At 45.6% G+C, this 14,860-nt stretch carries 12 protein-coding genes; 6 read left to right on the forward strand and 6 right to left on the reverse strand.

Annotated features, from left to right (window positions below; all coding sequences use genetic code 11):
• Positions 1–51: 51 nt before the first annotated feature.
• Positions 52–2,238 carry a glutamine synthetase III family protein gene (locus BLS64_RS09980; RefSeq protein WP_093113393.1) on the reverse strand — a complete coding sequence of 729 codons (2,187 nt, stop codon included), beginning with the start codon at positions 2,236–2,238 and terminating at the stop codon, positions 52–54.
• A 121-nt stretch (positions 2,239–2,359) separates the two neighbouring features.
• Entirely contained in the window at positions 2,360–3,307 is a 948-nt protein-coding gene (locus BLS64_RS09985; RefSeq protein WP_093113394.1) for a calcium/sodium antiporter, read from the reverse strand.
• A gap of 104 nt (positions 3,308–3,411) precedes the next feature.
• On the opposite strand from BLS64_RS09985, the gene BLS64_RS09990 reads away from it, so the two are divergent.
• Entirely contained in the window at positions 3,412–3,564 is a 153-nt protein-coding gene (locus tag BLS64_RS09990) for an SsrA-binding protein (RefSeq protein WP_093113395.1), read from the forward strand.
• Here BLS64_RS09990 and BLS64_RS09995 read toward each other — a convergent pair.
• Positions 3,561–4,076: an adenine phosphoribosyltransferase gene (locus BLS64_RS09995; protein WP_093113396.1), complete on the reverse strand. Its 516-nt coding sequence runs from the start codon at positions 4,074–4,076 to the stop codon at positions 3,561–3,563. The genes BLS64_RS09990 and BLS64_RS09995 overlap by 4 nt on opposite strands.
• A 180-nt stretch (positions 4,077–4,256) precedes the next feature.
• Between BLS64_RS09995 and BLS64_RS10000 the strand changes: the two genes are divergently transcribed.
• From BLS64_RS10000 to BLS64_RS10020, 5 genes are all read left to right on the forward strand, one after another.
• Positions 4,257–4,745 carry a YciE/YciF ferroxidase family protein gene (locus BLS64_RS10000; RefSeq protein WP_093113397.1) on the forward strand — a complete coding sequence of 163 codons (489 nt, stop codon included), beginning with the start codon at positions 4,257–4,259 and terminating at the stop codon, positions 4,743–4,745.
• A gap of 214 nt (positions 4,746–4,959) precedes the next feature.
• Complete coding sequence (locus BLS64_RS10005; protein WP_093113398.1) at positions 4,960–5,436, forward strand: hypothetical protein; 477 nt, start codon at positions 4,960–4,962, stop codon at positions 5,434–5,436.
• Positions 5,437–5,555: 119 nt separating this feature from the next.
• Positions 5,556–5,993, forward strand: a complete 438-nt coding sequence (locus tag BLS64_RS10010) for a universal stress protein (RefSeq protein ID WP_093113399.1) — start codon at positions 5,556–5,558, stop codon at positions 5,991–5,993.
• Positions 5,994–6,237: 244 nt separating this feature from the next.
• Positions 6,238–8,988 carry a PAS domain-containing protein gene (locus BLS64_RS10015; protein ID WP_093113400.1) on the forward strand — a complete coding sequence of 917 codons (2,751 nt, stop codon included), beginning with the start codon at positions 6,238–6,240 and terminating at the stop codon, positions 8,986–8,988.
• 103 nt (positions 8,989–9,091) lie between these two features.
• Positions 9,092–10,144, forward strand: a complete 1,053-nt coding sequence (locus tag BLS64_RS10020; RefSeq protein ID WP_093113401.1) for a Gfo/Idh/MocA family oxidoreductase — start codon at positions 9,092–9,094, stop codon at positions 10,142–10,144.
• Here BLS64_RS10020 and BLS64_RS10025 read toward each other — a convergent pair.
• The 3 genes from BLS64_RS10025 to BLS64_RS10035 form a co-directional block, all read right to left on the reverse strand.
• Positions 10,141–11,511, reverse strand: coding sequence for an alanine/glycine:cation symporter family protein (locus tag BLS64_RS10025; RefSeq protein WP_093113402.1), 1,371 nt, complete (start codon positions 11,509–11,511; stop codon positions 10,141–10,143). The two genes, BLS64_RS10020 and BLS64_RS10025, sit on opposite strands and share 4 nt — an antisense overlap.
• 75 nt (positions 11,512–11,586) lie before the next feature.
• Positions 11,587–14,145, reverse strand: coding sequence for an ABC transporter permease (locus BLS64_RS10030; RefSeq protein WP_093113403.1), 2,559 nt, complete (start codon positions 14,143–14,145; stop codon positions 11,587–11,589).
• Positions 14,142–14,828 carry an ABC transporter ATP-binding protein gene (locus BLS64_RS10035; protein ID WP_093113404.1) on the reverse strand — a complete coding sequence of 229 codons (687 nt, stop codon included), beginning with the start codon at positions 14,826–14,828 and terminating at the stop codon, positions 14,142–14,144. The genes BLS64_RS10030 and BLS64_RS10035 overlap by 4 nt, the downstream gene beginning before the upstream one ends.
• Between the last annotated feature and the right edge of the window lie 32 nt (positions 14,829–14,860).

A 14,860-nucleotide genomic window follows, 5' to 3' on the forward strand; every position in this document is an offset into this window, starting at 1 on the left:
ATTAAAAAAGCCACATCGCGAGGGATGTGGCTCTCAAAAATTGATTTTAGATTATCTTGTAAATAATAGTTCTCTGTACTTGGTTAGCGGCCAGATCTCATCATCGATCAACAGCTCCAACTTGTCACAATGATATCTTATCGATTCAAAGTAAGGCTTCACTTTATTACAATATGAAAATGCTTTTTCTTCGGCATCTTCCAGCTTGTTCGCCTTTTTACGGGCTTCGATCATCTCGGTTATCTCGGAATTTATCTTTTCTATATGGGCAGATATTTCCTGAATGATCTCTAATTGCTCTTTTGAATGCTTCTTGAAATCATTATCAAAGATCTCTTTTAAGCCGCGAACGTTCTTGATCAAGATGTTCTGATAACGAATTGCAGTAGGGATCACGTGGTTACGGGCAATGTCTCCCAAAATTCGGCTTTCTATCTGGATACGCATGATGTACTCTTCCAGCTCGATCTCATGACGGGCCTCGATCTCGACGCGGTTCATCACATTAAGCTCTTCGAAGAGCTTGATGTTATCCTCAGTGATCATCGCTTTAAGGGCTTCGGGAGTATTTCGATTATTGCTTAAGCCTCTTTTTTCTGCTTCTTTCTCCCATTCTTCGGAATAACCGTCCCCTTCAAAACGGATGTTCTTGGAATCTTTGATATACTCTCTCAAAACATTGAAAATAGCATCGTCCTTCTTCATCTTCTTACCTTTGGTAAGCCCATCCACTTCTTTTTTGAATTCCTTCAGCTGCTTGGCCACGATGGTGTTGAGCACTGTCATTGGCTGCGCACAGTTCGCAGTAGATCCTACCGCACGGAATTCAAATTTATTTCCTGTAAAGGCGAAGGAAGAAGTTCTGTTCCTGTCTGTGTTATCCAAAAGGATCTCAGGGATCTTGCCTACAACGTTCAGTTTTAATTCGGTTTTCTCCTGCGGAGAAAGTTTCCCGTCGGTCACTTTTTCAAGCTCATCAAGTACCTCGGTCAGTTGAGAACCGATAAAGGTTGATATGATTGCCGGTGGCGCTTCATTGGCACCAAGCCTGTGATCGTTAGACGCGCTGGCAATGGTGGCTCGCAGCAATTCTTCGTGATCGTGCACGGCTTTAATAGTGTTGATAAAGAAGGTTAGGAACTGCAGGTTCTTCATTGGAGTCGAACCAGGTCCTAATAAGTTTACTCCGGTATCTGTACTAAGAGACCAGTTATTGTGCTTCCCGCTTCCGTTAATACCGGCGAAAGGTTTTTCATGGAACAAGACCATGAAATTGTGACGCTCGGCGATACGCTGCATGATATCCATTAACAGCGAGTTGTGGTCTACCGCCAGGTTGGCCTCCTCAAAAATAGGAGCCAGCTCAAACTGGTTTGGCGCCACCTCATTGTGCCTGGTCTTCACCGGCACTCCCAGGATCATACATTCTTTTTCAAGCTCTCTCATGAAAGAAAGCACCCTTGGAGGAATTGAACCAAAATAGTGATCGTCCAATTGCTGACCTTTAGCAGGGGAATGCCCTAAAAGCGTACGGCCTGAAAGCTGAATATCGGGCCTGGATGCAGCAAGGGCAGAATCGATTAGGAAATATTCCTGTTCCCATCCTAAGGTAGCCTGTACTTTATTTACATTCTTATCAAAATATTTAGCAACATCTGTAGCAGCTTCATCTATGGCATGCAAAGCTCTTAAAAGCGGTGTTTTGAAATCCAGGGCATCTCCTGTATAGGATACAAAGACACTGGGAATACAAAGTGTGGTTCCGTAGATAAAAGCAGGAGAAGTCGGGTCCCATGCGGTGTATCCTCTGGCTTCAAATGTATTTCTGATCCCCCCGTGCGGAAAACTGGACGCATCCGGCTCCTGCTGCACAAGCTGTCCGCCTCCGAATTTTTCGATCGCAAGACCGTCTCCGATGGTCTCAAAAAAGGCATCGTGCTTTTCGGCTGTGGTTCCTGTTAATGGCTGGAACCAGTGAGTGTAATGGGTAGCTCCTTTAGAGATCGCCCATTCTTTCATCCCGGTAGAAATATGATCGGCGATGGTGCGATCGATCTTTTTACCGGTGGCATTGGCTTCCATGACGCTTTGATAAGCTTCCTTAGTAAGGAACTGGCGCATAACGCTCTCGGTAAAGACATTTTTCCCGAACAATTCTGAACGGCGTTCTTTTTCCTCTACTTCAACGGGTTTTCGGTTAAGGGTTTCTTTTAAGGCATTAAATCTCAATGTTGCCATAATAGATATGTGTGTTTGTGGTTTGAAGCCACAAATGTATTATTTTTTTATACACCCCCGTCAAAAATAGGGGTCTTTGTATAAATTTTAATACTTTTTAAGTTTTACCCCTAAAAATTACCTACCCTATGAAAGCAAGACCAACAAAAACAGCATAGCCAACAAAGAGAACCAGTCCCTTTACGCGCCCCATGGAAAATTTTCGCGGAAGAAAGGCCAGGGGAATAAGAATGAAGGCAATACCCATCATCCAAAAGATATCATTGGAGAGTATGGCGGCAGATTTCACGGCAATTGGCTGAATGACCGCCGTTATTCCCAGGACCGAAGCGATATTGAAAATATTGGAACCGATCAAATTTCCCAGGGAAATGGCTTTTTCCTGTTTCAAAGCGGCGATCACCGAGGCAGCGAGTTCAGGAACACTGGTCCCCACGGCTATCATGGTGACCGAGATCACCCGTTCACTCACCCCAAGGGCAGTAGCCAGGTCAACAGCACCGGTTACCAACAGTTCAGACCCGCCCCATAAAGCCGCACCGCCTATTGCCAGCCACAGGATCATTTTAAAGGTAGAGGTAGCCTGCAAGGCAGGATCTACCTCATCTGCCTGCAGTTCGGGTTTTCTTCTGGCCCGTCTTATCAAAAGAATAAGGTAAAGCGCTATTCCTGCCAATAATAGCACCCCCTCAATGCGAGATAGGGTCAATTCCGAAGAAAGAAAGAAATACAACAGAAATGAGAAGACCATCATTACCGGCCAGTTGAACCGGTAGAAATCGCGGTCTATGAGCAATGGGGAAATTATAGCGGTTATTCCAAGCACCAGGCCAATGTTAGCGATGTTAGACCCTATGACGTTGCCAAGGGAAATATCTGAAAAACCATTGAGCGCTGCCTGCAGGCTCACCAGAAGTTCTGGAGCCGAAGTGGCAAAAGAGACCACTGTGAGACCTATTACCATGCGGGAAAGGTTAAGGCGAAATGAGATGGCCACCGATGACCTTACAAGGAACTCCCCTCCTATTACCAGTAAAACAAACCCCAGGAAAATAAATAAAACGCTCATCAATTTTTTTTTGCGAAGATAAAAGATTCCTGACGAACCTTTAATAAAAGCGCCTTTAAGTAAAATTTCTCAACTTGTCCTATCTTTGAAAAAACCAACCGAACATGAAAAAGCGATTTTTCAAAACTCTAGCGCGGCTCAATAAAAAGTTGTTACCCAGCTACAGCAAGAAGAGACTGGACCTGGCAAAAGCCAGCACCTTCCAAAAAGCCATTATTGGCTGGAAACTATGGGTGACCAAGAGGGCGCTTGATTAAATGGAAAGCAGGGAAACTACCTGGTAAGAATCCAGTTTGTCTTTTCCGTTAAGGAAACCCAGCTCCATTAAAAAATTGCACTGTACGATCTCTCCGCCCATTTTCTCGACCAGCTTACAGGCTGCGGCAGCCGTACCACCGGTTGCCAGGACGTCGTCATGTATCAGTACCTTTTCACCCGGCTTGATGGCATCGCTGTGGATCTCAAGCACATCCTCGCCATATTCCAGGGAATAACTTTCCTGCAAAGTATCGTAAGGCAGCTTTCCCGGCTTGCGAATTGGAATAAAACCGGCATTTAGCCTTTCGGCCAGTAAGGTCGCAAAAAAGAATCCGCGGGACTCGATCCCAACCACCTTGTCTACCTTTAGACCTCCTATTTTTTCCATAAGAGCATCGGTAGTCTTTCTGGCCGCTTCAGGGTCCTGAAGCAATGGAGTAATGTCTTTATAAACAATTCCCGGTTTTGGGAAGTCCTTGATGTCACGAATATAATCCTGTATCTTGAACATGCGAGAAATTTTAAAGCTACGAAGATAGAATTTTTCCGCAGCAAAAACCACCTGCAGCCCGCATTATTGCCACATTTTCTTACACAGGTTTGGCAAAATATCAACAAAGAATTATTACCTGTTTAACTGCGCAATGCCTCTTCATTGGTTATTTTAGACTGAACCAAAAAATTGTGAGAGATGAAAGATTTAAAAGATTTATTTGAACACGAATTAAAGGATCTATACAGTGCCGAAAATCAGCTTTTGAGGGCGCTTCCAAAATTAAAAGATCACGCGAATGACGATAAGCTCAAAAAAGCTTTTGAGAACCACCTTAAAGAAACTGAAGGTCATGTAGAACGCTTAAAGGAGATCTGTGATGAGTTAGGCATTAAGCCTACTGGGGAAACCTGCAAGGCCATGCAGGGACTGGTGAAGGAAGCAGAATCCTTCCTTGAGGAAAAAGCCGATAAAGAAGTGATGGATGCCGGCCTTATTGCGGAAGCGCAGCGGGTAGAACACTACGAGATCTCGGGCTACGGAACTGCTGTACGTTTTGCCAAAGAACTGGGCTATGATGACATTGCAGCCAAACTGCAAAAGACCCTTGATGAAGAGTATAAAGCCGATGATCTTTTGACCGATATGGCCGAAGACAGGCTCAATCGAAAAGCCAAAGCACACTAGATTTTTGCACAAGCAAATTTCAGTTTCCGGGATCGCCTGAAAAAGCATTTTTTCAGGCGATCTTTTTGTAGGAATACACAGCTTTTTCACCAAATTTTTGACAGTATCTTCTACATCTACTAAAATCCAGTTAATCAACTGAACAACAGTTGGTTGGCAGGCTAATTTTGAGTATATTACCAAACATAAAAGTCCGAATTTTCAAGCATACAAAATGAACTCCCATAACCTAAAAACAAAGCAGCTTCAACTGCTCATTGAAGATAACTTTCTGGTAGCCAAACACTGCCGAAAAACCATGGAAACCATAGCGGAAGTTTCCCTGAGATATTATTTTCAAAAGTTGGCAGCAAAAAGATCTCAATTCGCTATGGAACTGGGCACCCAACTAAATGCTTTGGGAGGCAAAAATCCCTATGTACCTACTTCGACCTTTGAAAAAAGATGGTCCGATATTTCTGAAGAGAACAAATTAAAGAATGTGAGGAAAAGCTTAAAGCTGTACAAGCAAAGTACCAGGAACTACAAAAGAGCGTTGTCGTATATCAATGACGGGTGTTGCCGCGAGATCTTAATCAGGCATAAAGCCCACTTTGCCCGTACTGTTCCAGAGCTTAAGGCTTTAAAGAACCTGATCAAGGAAAAACAGGAAAAAGCCAAAGGACAGGGTTCTCATGCCGAGATAGAGTAAATGCTTCTGAAGAAAATAAATTTTAAAAAAAGGATCTGACGCTGCTCGCGCCAGATCCTTTTTAAGTTATTCAAATTCCGTTATTTTTCCTACATTTAAGAAACTAAACTTTCTTACAAATGAAAAATATCCTGGTCGCCATCAACTTTGAAAAAAATGCCGAACACCTCATTAGTAAAGCAGAAGAAATGGCGGTGGCCTTTAATTCAAAGATCTGGATCCTTCACGTAACCGAACCCGACCCGGATGATTACCTGGGCTTGGAAGCCGGTCCCCAGTTTGCCCAGGACCGCCGAGTCGCAAAAAGAAAAAAAGAACAGGCGCTGGTAGAGGATTTGACCCAGAAGTTAAAAGACAAAGGATTTGATGCAGAAGGCCTGCTCATCTCTGGCCCTACTGCGAAAACCATCAAAAAGGAAGTGAAACGACTGGATATCGACATGGTGATCGCAGGTCATCATAAAAGGAATTTCTTTTACCAAATGTTCGTGGGCAATGTGGAACAGGACATTATTGAAGATCTCAAAGTTCCGGTTTTACTGATCCCCTTGAACTAAAAACCTTTCCCATAATATTAATTTATTATTAGTAATTTTTTTCCTACTTTTCCAACTCTTCCATTTCGATAAAAAACTCTTTAATTCGCCTTAAAAGCTGATAAAGAAGAGTTTAATTTGGAAAGATGTGGTTTTATTTTATCTTTACCTTCTTGGAAAATTAACAAAATATTAAGGTTGTTCTTCATCCCTGCTAAAGGAACACTTAAGTAGAAAGAAGAAAGAGCCGTCTTGTAGGAAGCCTATGAACACGTGCAATTGGGAAGAAATATTCAAAGCTGTTCCACTACCCTGTCTTTTACTCAAGCCACAAAACGATGGTTGTTTCCTTATCCTGGCAGCTAACGAATCATATCTGGAGCTTACAGGTACCACTCCGCAAGACTTACTTGGAAAGAAGAGTAATGAAGCCTTTCCGCAGAACCCTGATGGACCTTCACACGGCAATATCCTGTTGGAACAGACTTTACAAGAAGTTAAAAATACAGGGGGAAAAAGAAGTATAGAGAAACTGCGTTTTGACATTCCGGTGAGAGGAACCAGTCGCTTCGAAGAACGATATTGGAGTAACCAGAACATCCCCTTAACAAATACATCGGGCGAGGTGGAATTCATCTTGCACACTGTTCAGGATATATCCAAAGAAATAGCCCATGAGGAACGGGAAAAAGAACTGCAGGCACAGATAGAAGTCAACCGTCAGCAGTACAGGAACTTCATTAGGAGTAATCCGGATGGACTCTTTAGGCTTGATCTTTCAGGCAATTTCCTTCACGCCAATCAAGGTTTGGCCAAAATGGCAGAAATGCCCCTGGAGGATATCCTCAAAATGAACTTCCAGCCCTTTTGCGCGCCTCACCATAAAGATTTTATTCTTGAAAAATTTGAGCAGGCTATAGAAGGAAAGACCATTTCTTTTGAAGCAGATTACATTTCAGCAAAAGGTAACCCCCTCATCCTGAAAGTGCTTCTCATGCCTATGTACATTGATGGTAAGGTAGCTGAAGTGCACGGGATCACCAAGGATATTTCAGGTCTTAGGGAATCAGAAAAAATTGTGGTCGAGAAAAGCAGGTTCCTGGAAGTTAACGCAGCCTTTATCAGTTCCCTCCTTGAGCATGAACTGGATGACAAGGCTCTTTATGACACCTTTGAGGTCATAGCTACCACTGTCAAGGCAGACAGGATGTACTATTTTGGGGCTGACAAAGATCCGGAATCAGGAGAGATCCTCATTAGCCAAAAGGTGGAATGGTGCAGCGACAAAGCCAGTGTACAACTGGACAATCCGGAAATGCAGAACATGCCGATCAAAAAGGTGGAAGAGATCATCGCGCCGCTCACCAAGAATGAGACCTTTACCGCTACGCTTTCTCAGCTCTCAGAAGGAGATCTTAAAGATATATTTATAGAGCAGGACATACAGTCCATGTTGCTCCTGCCCATAATCGTGAGGGGACAACTTTTTGGATTTGTTGGCTTTGACGACTGCACTTCAGAAAGAACCTGGAAGGAAGAAGAAATTTCCTTTTTAAGAAGTCTCACCCAGAATCTTACCAATGCCTTCGAAAAAAGAATAGCCCTTGATCACGTAAAAAGACAGGAGGAGGAGCTTAGAAAGAGTGAACGCAAATTCAAGGCTTTGGTCCAGGAGGGATCAGACATGATAGCGATCGTTGACATGGAAGGAAAGGCAAGATTCGTGAGCGAGACCTCCAAAGCCATTTTGGGAGTAGAATCAGAAAAGCTGCTCGGGAAGAACCTTTTTGAAATGGTGCATCCCGAAGACAAGGAAAGGCTGAGAAGTGAATTCCTTCAGCTGCAGGAAAAAAAGCAGAAGAAATCCACCCCTTACAGGATCCTGAACAAAGATGGAAAATGGAGATGGATACAATCTGTAGGCACCAACCTTTGTGATGATCCTGCAGTAGAAGGCATTGTTCTCAATTCAAGGGACATTACCACGGTCATTGAGCAGGCAAGGGAGATAGAACACATCAACGAACGCTACCAGCTGGCTGCTACAGCCACCGAGGATCTTATATATGATTGGGACCTGGTAACCCGTGAAGTAACCCGTTTTCACCGAAGCATGAAAGAGCTCTTTGGCTACCCGGCCGAAGTGGTGAATAAAAGAAATTTCTGGAGAGAACATATTCATCCGGACGATTATCCTGAAGAACAACGGAAACTGGATCAGGTACTCCAGGATCCAACCCGCAACTACATCAAGACCGAGTATAGATTCAGACGTGCAGATGGCACTTACGCGCGGGTTAGCGATAAAGGATACATTCTTAGGGACAGCGAAGGCAAAGCCCTGCGCCTTATAGGTGCTACCAGCGATATCTCTGAGATCGTGGCTAAAAAAGAAGCTCTTAAGATCGCCAACAAGCGTTTCCAGATCGCCATGAAAGCGACCAATGAAATGATCTGGGACTGGGATATTGCGACAGATTCGGTTACCCGAAGCAAGGGCTATAAGAACATTTTTGGCTACGACACCAACGACGCTACCTCTGTACACTCCTTCTGGCTCACGAAGGTAGCACCCGAGGATCAGCTAAAGATAAGGGCTTCCCTCAATCGCGCTTTAGTAGACCCGAAACAGGAAAAATGGAAACTGGAATACCGCCTCATCAAGGCAGACGGTTCTATCGCCTATGTAAGCGACCGCGGATACATCATAAGGGACAGTGAAGGCAAGGCCACAAGAATGGTAGGCGCTGTACTTGATGTGACCAATTCCAGGAGGCTCATAAGGCGGATCAAGCGACAAAATACCGTACTTAAGGAGATCGCCTGGGAACAGTCTCACGTGGTACGGGCACCACTTGCCAGGATCAAGGGCTTATTGCACATCTTAGAAAATGAAGATTATGGGGAGATGTCGCGGGAGCAGGTGTTATTCCACATTCGCACCTCGGCAGACGAGCTGGATGGCATCATCAGAAACATAGTAGGCAAGACCGAGGAAATACACGTGCAGGCCTAGCCGTAAATTTTTTCAGTGATACTTCAGCTGAAAGAAGATCCTAAGGAACATTTTTTGAGCCACCGGACAGCTTCCGAAGAAATTTAGTATCTTCAAAAGAAAAATGAAAAAGATCAAAACCGCTTTGGCCGGATTTGGATCGGGAGGAAAGGTATATAATGCCCCTATCATTTCCAGCGTTCCCGGCTTCTCCATAAATAAGATACTGACTTCAAGTCCTGAAAATATAAAGGCTGCCAAAGAGGATTTTCCCAATGCCGCTATTGTCAGCGATTATTCCGAGATCATTGAAGACCCTGAGATAGAGCTGGTGATCATTTTACTGCCGAACCACCTTCACTGCGAACATGCTCAAAAAGCCCTTTTAAAAGGCAAACATGTGGTGGTGGAAAAACCTTTTACTTCCACCGTCAAGGAAGCCGAAGAACTCATCCAGTTAGCCCGACAGAACAACCTCCTGCTAAGTGTGAATCACAACCGAAGGTATGACAGCGATATCCAGACCATAAAAAAGCTGATTGAAGAGAAGAGGCTGGGAGATGTTGTGGAATATGAAGCGCATTTTGACCGCTTTAGAGACAAGGTCAAGGACAGCTGGAAAGAAAATCCGGAGCTGCCCGGGAGCGGCATTTTGTACGATCTTGGCAGTCATTTGATCGACCAGGCGCTGATGCTCTTTGGAAATCCTTCGGAAGTCTTTGCCGACATAAGAACGCAACGCGAGGGCGCAAAGGTTCCCGACAAGTTCGAGATCCTTTTGTTCTATCCTGATCTTAAGGTAAGCCTGAACGCCGGAATGCTGGTAAAGGAAAAAGGTCCGACTTACAGCATTTTTGGCACCCGCGGAACTTTTCTGAAATACGGAGCCGATGTACAGGAAGAAGCTTTAAAGAATGGAGAAAGACCACAGGACGATCCGAAATGGGGAGAAGAGCCTGAAGCCATCTGGGGAAAACTGAGTACTATGGACAGGGAGGAAAAGATCAAAAGCGAACCCGGTGATTACCGAAAGATCTACGAGAACATCTATAAGGCTATTACCGGAAAGGAGGAGTTACAGGTCACTGCAGAGCAGGCCCGGGATGTTATCAAGGTCATTGAACTCGCCTGTCAAAGCCATTCAGCCAGGAGGGCCCTGGAATTCAATGTGAGCTAGATCTTGAGCTTGGCGAAATATTTCTTCGCCTCCTTCAGTACCCTTGGCGCCATGATCAAAGTGGCCGTCATGGTAGGAATAGCCATTAAGGCAAAAAACCCATCTATCAGGTTGATCATCATGCTCAGGGAAGTCGTCGCCCCTACTAAAATACTCAGCACATAAAAATAGTTATAATAATGCTTTTTTTCAGCCCCGATCAAAAATGATAAACATTTTGTTCCGTAGTAAGAGTAAGAGAAAAGGGAAGAGATACTAAAGATGGCGATACACAGCAACAGCAGGTAATTACCATAGACAGGCATGGAAGCATTGAAAGCAGCCGCCGTAAGACTTACCCCATTGACATCTGTTGTCTGCCACACACCCGTAACAAGGATGGCCATCCCGGTAAGAGAACAAACCACAAGCGTATCAATGGCCGGTCCTAACATGGCAACCAGGCCTTCACGAACAGGCTCTGTGGTCTTTGCAGCCCCGTGAGCCATAGGTGCGGTTCCAATTCCCGCTTCATTGGAGAATGCCCCTCTGCGGATCCCCAGAATAATGATCCCGCCAAGCACACCTCCCAAAAAGGGTTCGCCGCTGTAATTTTTGGCGGCAAAGGCATCGGTGAAGATCATGGCGAAATAGTGCGGTACCATATCATAGTTCACAACGAGAATGATGAGCACAGACAGGAAATAAAGCGCCACCATGGCTGGCACCAGTCTGGACACTGTATTACTGATGCGCTGCAGTCCGCCGAAGATCACGATCGCGGTAATACCTGCCAGGATGATCCCGACTATAAGATTGGAAGTAAAGTTAACCTCTACCCCGTTCGGGCTTAACAGAATATAGTTTATCGCCTGTGTAAGTTGATTCACATTAAAAACCGGAAGGGCCCCTATCAATCCGGCAAGACTGAAGAAAGCGGCCATTGCCCACCATTTCTTCCCAAGGCCTTCGGTAATGAAATACATAGGGCCACCCTGCAACTCACCCTTGGTATCCCTGCCTCGGTACATCACCGCGAGCGTGTTGGTAAAGAATTTGGTTGCCATCCCAATCACTGCGCTCACCCATAGCCAGAACATGGCTCCCGGGCCGCCAATTGCAATTGCTACCGCTACTCCGGCAATATTCCCCATTCCAATGGTGGAAGCCAAAGCAGTGGAAAGCGCTTTGAAGTGATTTATTTCCCCCGGATCGTCGGGGTTATCGTACTTCCCCCTCAGTACTTCAATGGAATGTCTAAGGTATCTGTAGGGTAAGAATTTTGAATAGATCAGCAGATATAATCCGCCACCGGTAAGCAATATTAAAAGCGGAAGTCCCCACACAAAGGAGGCAAATTCAGCTATAAACTCGTCTAGTTTAGCCATGAAACAAATATAGCAGAAGCGTTAAGAAAACCTAAATTTTTTTCTGAAGAACCAGGAGGTTCGAAAATGGCATTTTTAACGGGATTCCTTCCGAAGCACTTCCAGTGGCGGACTTTTAATGATGCCCAGACTATTACCCAAACCGACTGCCAAAACCAGTAAAGTAATGGCCGGAAAGATGATCAAGAACGGGATGATTGACGGCAGAAAACTGGCGTCAAACAGCAGCCAGGCCAGCAGCTGACTGGCAATAAGGGACAGCAAGATCCCGGAAAGACTGCCCAGCGCACCTAAATAAAGATATTCCAAAGCGGTGATCTTCAGGATCTGCCTGCTGCGGGCGCCGATGGTCCTTAGCAAAACACTTTCCCTTATCCTTTGATATTTACTGGTCCTCACCGCGCCCAGCAGAACAATGACCCCGGTGAAGATACTAAAGAAGGCCATGAAATTGATGAGCAGGGAGATCTTATCAAGGATATCCCCTATTACGGTGAGTACCTGCCTAAGATCTATGATGGAAACATTGGGAAATTGACGGACCAGTTCCCGCTGCAGGTGGGCTGAGGATCGTTCATCAGGAACGCGAGTTGTAAGCACTTTGAATTGTGGCGCGTTTTCCAGGACGCCTGCAGGAAAGACCAGGGAAAAATTCAGCTGCATTCTTGCCCAATCCACTTTTCTAATGCTCTTTACAACAGTTGGCATCACCACTCCCTGAACATTGAAATCCACGGTGTCTCCCACGCCAACCATTGCGCTTTGGGCAAAGCCATCGCTTACCGAGATGGGAATTATTTCCTGCTCTTTATATTCAGGCACCCACTGCCCTTCCTGGAGGGTTTCCGAAGCAATGATAGAATCGCGGTAAGTCACCCTAAACTCATGATTCAGGATCCAGGTATTGACTTCGGAAGCAGTATCCTTCCGAAGCTCATTCACAGGAATCCCTCTAAGGTTCTGTACCCGCATGGTCACGATGGGAATGGTGTTTATGACCGGAAAGCCCTGTTGCCTTATAGTGGCAACAACTTTATCCCGCTGCTCTGTCTGCACATCGAGCAGGATCAAATTAGGGCTGTCTGCATCCCCCTCGATAGAAGCCTGTGCCAGTAACAGATCCCGGGTAAAATATAAAGTGCTGATGAGAAAAGCTCCTACTCCAATTGTAAGAACCAAAGTAAGCGTTTGGTTCTGCGGCCGAAAGAGATTTCGCAGGCTCTGCCTTGGAACGAAACCCCAGGATGCGGGAAAATATTTTCTTATCAGGTTCATAAAGAGACTTGCTACTCCTGCCAGAATAGCAAATGTCAGCATCATGCCTCCCACGAATCCGGCAGCATACAACCAGTCATTCAAGAGCCAAAAGGAAAAGAGATAAATAAAAAGAAATATTGCCAGAGACACCCATATTGCTGATCTTTTGGATCGCCCGGTTCCTTTTTCCCTAACCCGCAATGTCTCCAAAGGGGAAACATAAAGCGTTCCCATCAACGGGTATAAGGCAAACAATACAGAAATGATCACTCCCAGCAACAGCCCCATAAATACCGGTTGCCATGAAAAGCTAAGCTCTACCTGAAAAGGAAGCAGATCACCAAGAACCACTGGGAAGGATCGCTGCAGCAATAGGCCGAGCAAAGTCCCCATTAAGCCTCCCAGGAAACCCATAACAGCAATTTGGATAAGGTAGATCAAAAAGGTCTGTTTGCGGGTAGCGCCAAGGCACTTGAGCAAAGCCACAGCCTTTAGTTTGCCTTTTATGTAGATGTGAATGGCACTGGCTATCCCCACGCAGCCGAGCAGCAAGGCTATGAAGGCGACCAGGTTCAGGAATTTCGAGAAATTTTCATACCTGCGGCCAAGGCGTTCACTGGTGGAAGAATGTGTGTCAAGATCGGCGTCATTTTGATCTAGTACAGGATCAAGTTTTTCCTCCAGCTCCTCCATGTCAGTTCCCAGAGAGGATCTAAAGTAGAACTCGTAATCTATGCGGCTGCCCTTTTGAACCAGACCCGATTCATCAATATATTTATATGGAATGATCACCGGGGGAGCCATGGAACTGAAGAGGGAGGAGCTTCCCGGCACTGAAATAAGCTCTCCTGCAACAGGCAATTTCACCGCACCTATCTTGATGCTGTCGCCAATCTCCACTCCCAGCTGCGCCATGGCCGTAGCATCTACCAGGGCCGCATCACGTGTTCTGAAATCATTCGCTGCAGATGACGGTTTGGTTTCCAGTTCTCCATAGAACGGAAAATCCCCTTCTATTCCTCTCACCTGCACCAGTTTGGTCGCGTCAGTTCGTGAAAAAGCAGCCATTGAAGCAAATCTTATTTCCCGCGCATCGGCACCACCCAGGGAATCGATTATTTGCTGTACTCTCTCGTTTGGCGGATCTTCACTGTCTATAGTAAAATCTGCACCCATCAAGGATTTCGACTGGCTTGCGATGTTATCTTTTAAATTCTCACCAAAAGACTGGATGCCCACAACTGCTGCTATACCCAGCACAATGGACGCCATGAACAGCGTAAGTTTTCTGCTGCTCGCTTTCCCGTCCCTCCCGGCCATTTTTAAGAGCCAGGAGAAAGAACTTCGGAAAGATCCAAACTTTCTCTGCTCTTTCATGTTGCCGAAATATCTTTTGCTATTATTTTCCCACCTTTTAACCTCAGGATCTTCTGAGTTTTTTGCGCAAGTTCCATGTCGTGGGTCACGATCACCAAAGTGGTACCCAGCTCCCGGTTCAACTCGAAAAGAAGCTGTTCTACTTTTTCCCCTGTCTCGGCATCCAGGTTGCCCGTGGGTTCATCGGCAAAAAGGATCGAAGGCCGGTTAGAAAATGCCCTTGCCACAGCAACTCTTTGTTGCTCTCCTCCTGAAAGCTGCGACGGATAATGATGTAACCTGTCTCCCAGACCGACTTTTTCAAGCAACGCCTTTGCGGCTCCCGAAGCATTTCGTTCACCCTGCAGCTCCAGGGGAACGCTTACGTTCTCTAATGCGGTAAGGGTTGGCAACAACTGGAAATCCTGGAAAACAAAACCCACTTTTCGGTTCCGCAGCACAGCTCGTTCGTCCTCATCAAGAGGATTCAAATGGGTTCCGCAGATGGAGATCTCTCCGGAATCGGGCCTGTCCAGCCCGGCGCATAGCCCCAGGAGCGTGGTCTTTCCGCTTCCGGAAGGACCAACGATGGCAAAGGTTTCCTTTTCCTCCACATTGAAACTGATGTCCTGAAGCACCTTCAGCTGTTTTGAGCCACTGGAGTAGCTTTTCTCCAAATTGTCCACGGTTAATATCTTTGCCATCCTCTTTTGCCTATATTAGAACAAGAAAAATA

This window comes from Salinimicrobium catena, assembly GCF_900102915.1.
Taxonomy (GTDB): Bacteria; Bacteroidota; Bacteroidia; order Flavobacteriales; family Flavobacteriaceae; genus Salinimicrobium; species Salinimicrobium catena.